The organism is Arsukibacterium ikkense (assembly GCF_000987775.1).
In the GTDB taxonomy this organism is placed as follows: Bacteria; Pseudomonadota; Gammaproteobacteria; order Enterobacterales; family Alteromonadaceae; genus Alishewanella; species Alishewanella ikkense.
Map to the genome: position 1 here is coordinate 1 of NZ_LAHO01000029.1, position 3,424 is coordinate 3,424.

Genomic DNA, 3,424 nt, shown 5'->3' on the forward strand with positions numbered 1-3,424 from the left:
GTCAGAGTAGTTTTACCGTGGTCAACGTGGCCGATAGTACCTACGTTTACGTGCGGTTTTACGCGTTCAAATTTAGCCTTAGCCATAAGTAACCCTTATTAAACAAAACGGCGGTTTTAAAAAATGAGTTGTATAAACACGAGAGGCGAACAAGATGGTGCTGATACCCAGAATCGAACTGGGGACCTCATCCTTACCAAGGATGCGCTCTACCGCCTGAGCTATATCAGCATGTAACATGTTTTGGAGCGGGCAGCGGGAATCGAACCCGCATCATCAGCTTGGAAGGCTGAGGTAATAGCCATTATACGATGCCCGCGGCCTACTCGTAGCTATTTGACTGACTGAATGGTGGAGGGGGAAGGATTCGAACCTTCGAAGGCAGTGCCGGCAGATTTACAGTCTGATCCCTTTGGCCACTCGGGAACCCCTCCACTAATGGTGCCGCTTATCCGAGTCGAACGGATGACCTACTGATTACAAGTCAGTTGCTCTACCAACTGAGCTAAAGCGGCACTACGTCAGTGGGTGCGAATTCTAGTAGAATGCCGGAAGCTGCGCAACAGAAAAAACCAAAAAAGCCTGTTTTTCTTGTCTGACCGCTCAATTCCTGCACAAATATGGTTTTAATGGTCGATATATCGGGCAAGACCATGAAAAATCAACAAAGGTTCGCTGATCGTATTTAAATCTGTTAAATGCCCTCTTAGAAAAAAAGCATCCCCCCCGGTTAGAAGCAGATGCTCCGCTTTACCTAATATCCATCCCTGCCGAATAGCGCCAATAACGGCGGCCAAACATCCATTTTGTAAACAAGAGGTTGTTTCTTTACCAGGAATGACCCTGGCATCCAGTAATTCTTTATTAAATACTTTTGCCGTTTGCTGCACCACGCTTTGTTGTTGCAAGCGCAAACCAGGCATAATCCAGCCGCCCTGATGCATGCCATTGCTATCAAGCCAGTCAATTGTCAGCGCTGTACCCGCATCCACTATCATGGCTGATTGTTTAGCAAGCAATTGCTGAGTGCCTAACAAGCCTAACCAGCGGTCCACCCCCAACAGATGTGGCTCTGCATAACAGTTAGTAACACCAAAAGCATGAGCTTCTGAGTTCACCTGACGCCAGGGCAAATGACCCAAGCCAAGACCAGTTTTAATTGTATTCAACCGGTTATCGTTCGCAACGCAAGCAAAATACACGGCAGCTAGTGGCAGGCTTTGTAAACTATCAGCGGTAAGTTGCGGTAACGGTGTTACTTTCCCCGCGTTAAATAACGCGGCTTTCTCCCGGGTGTTACCAATATCCAGTAATAAATACATCTAACCCCCTGCTCGTAGACTAAGTTCGCCACCATAATGCACTTCGGTGGACTGGCTGGTTTCAATAATGATACCCCCCTGCTTATCCACACCTCTGCAAATACCAGATATGGATGGTTTAGCCATCAGATACACTGGCTGGTTAGCATACAAATCGTTTTGATTAAACTCTGCAATAAACGCTGCGAAGCCTGCCACATTGAATTCTTGCAATACGGTTACAACCTGACGTTGTAATTCAACCACTAAAAGATTGCGATCAACTTGTTGTGATGACTCAGTTCTAAGGTCTGTATAAGGCTGTTCAATATGTTGTTTGCTTTGTTCTGGCATACCCACATTTAGGCCTATGCCGATAACTACATCACAACCCGCATCAAGCGTACCTGAAAGCTCAACAAGCACACCTGCCAGCTTTTTGCCATTGACGTATATATCGTTTGGCCACTTCACCTTTGCATCGAGCTGATAATATTGCTGCAGTAACCGGCAAACAGCCAAGCCAATAGCCAGACTTAATCCCATAGCTGCTGGTATGCCTTGCTCAAGCCGCCAGTAACAGGAGAAATACAAATTGGTACCAAAAGGTGAATACCATGTTCGGCCCCGGCGACCACGGCCGGCAGATTGCGCTTCAGCCACAATCACGCTGCCTGGCTCAAGTTCATGTCTCCCTTGCAGCCGCTGCAGAAGTTGGCAATTGGTCGAATCCGTAATATGTTGCACCAGTATTTGTGCACTTCCAGCTGTCTGTAAATGTTTTATTCTAGTTGCATCAAGTAACTGAATAGCTTGTGCCAGTTTGTAACCACGCCCTTTAACACTGAATACTTCAAGACCATGCTGCTTAAGCTCGTGCAGATAATTTGCTACTGCAGTCCGGCTCACTCCAAGTTGCTCAGCCAGCCACTGCCCAGAGTAAAAGCCACCATCAGCCATGTACTGCAACAACTGGCGCTGACAGAGCAAACTGGTTTTAGACATAGTGCTGACCATCACTATTCAGCAGCCTGACTTCCGGCTCTAAGGTTATTTGATAGGCCTGGTAAACCTTGCTTTGGATCTCACTAATCAGCGTTAGCAAATCTTCGGCGTTACCATCGCCATAGTTTACCAACACCAAGGGTTGTTGTGAGTAACAGCCAATATCGTTAAACCGGAAACCTTTAAAGCCCTGCTGATCAATCAACCACGCTGCGGGTACTTTCACCTGGTTAGTATCCTGCTTAAAGCCCGGAATGGTAGGATGATGTTGCTGCAATCGTTGATACTCCAGTTTATCAATCACTGGATTCTTGAAAAAGCTGCCACAGTTAGCCAGTAGCCGGTAGTCGGGTAGCTTACTGTTACGGGTAACGATGACCTGCTGATAAATCTCTTTAATACTGCTACCAGCCGGTAGTTTATCTAAACCTTGATAACTTAGCACCGGCTTAGCGACTGTTGATAACCTTATCCCGACCGCAACGATAATACCTTCACTGGCTAACTGATGTTTAAATACACTATCCCGGTAACCAAAGTTACAATTGCTAGCGGTTAATCGCTGCAAGCTTCTGGTTTGCCAATGGTAGTAATCCACATAAGCGCAGACATCAGCCAGTTCTACTCCATAGGCACCGATATTTTGTACGGGTGCAGCCCCAACAGACCCCGGTATTAACGCCAGATTCTCAATGCCCCATAATTGCTGCTGAACGGCAGTGGTAACCAGTTGATGCCAATTATGCCCCGCCTCTACATGCAGTAAGCAATGCTTATCATCCAACCAGCTTTCAGTAATGCGGTTTCCGGTGAAGCGTACTATCGGCCTGGTTTGCGCTTGCAGGAAAATAGTATTGCTACCTTCGCCCAAAACCAGCGGCGCAACAGTGATGTCTAGCTGTGCCAGATCAGCTAAACAACTTACTTCGATAAGAGTTGCTAAACGGGTTTTCAGGCGGAAGGTGGAATAAAGCTCTGCTGGCTGATCATAAAGGATATGCATAGTAAGGCCGCTGAAAATATAGGGGGTTATTGTAAGGCTGAATAAAGCCCGTTGCAATTTCGTAGCAAATAAAAAAGCCCCTGCTCTGTACTACTCTTGCATAGTCTTAATGCAA

General features: G+C 46.6%; 4 protein-coding genes and 4 tRNA genes. All 8 read right to left on the reverse strand.

The window, feature by feature from the left end; genetic code table 11:
- On the reverse strand, positions 1–86 hold an 86-nt coding region (locus tag WG68_RS18785), incomplete at its 3' end, for a GTP-binding protein (protein ID WP_046559258.1).
- Positions 87–155: 69 nt separating this feature from the next.
- Positions 156–231, reverse strand: a tRNA-Thr gene (locus tag WG68_RS18790).
- 13 nt (positions 232–244) lie between these two features.
- Positions 245–319, reverse strand: a tRNA-Gly gene (locus tag WG68_RS18795).
- Between the two features lie 30 nt (positions 320–349).
- Positions 350–434 (reverse strand) — tRNA-Tyr (locus WG68_RS18800).
- Between the two features lie 5 nt (positions 435–439).
- A tRNA-Thr gene (locus WG68_RS18805) sits at positions 440–515 on the reverse strand.
- Between the two features lie 111 nt (positions 516–626).
- Complete coding sequence (locus tag WG68_RS18810) at positions 627–1,322, reverse strand: type III pantothenate kinase (RefSeq protein WP_046559259.1); 696 nt, start codon at positions 1,320–1,322, stop codon at positions 627–629.
- Entirely contained in the window at positions 1,323–2,306 is a 984-nt protein-coding gene (gene birA, locus WG68_RS18815; protein WP_046559260.1) for a bifunctional biotin--[acetyl-CoA-carboxylase] ligase/biotin operon repressor BirA, read from the reverse strand.
- Entirely contained in the window at positions 2,299–3,309 is a 1,011-nt protein-coding gene (gene murB, locus WG68_RS18820) for a UDP-N-acetylmuramate dehydrogenase (protein WP_046559261.1), read from the reverse strand. Before murB ends, birA begins: the two co-directional genes overlap by 8 nt.
- Between the last annotated feature and the right edge of the window lie 115 nt (positions 3,310–3,424).

Excerpts from the sequence above, each read along its gene's own strand:
- murB (WP_046559261.1), bottom strand. The coding sequence starts at position 3,309 with ATGCATATCCTTTATGATCAGCCAGCAGAGCTTTATTCCACCTTCCGC.
- birA (WP_046559260.1), bottom strand. The coding sequence starts at position 2,306 with ATGTCTAAAACCAGTTTGCTCTGTCAGCGCCAGTTGTTGCAGTACATG.
- WG68_RS18810 (WP_046559259.1), bottom strand. The coding sequence starts at position 1,322 with ATGTATTTATTACTGGATATTGGTAACACCCGGGAGAAAGCCGCGTTA.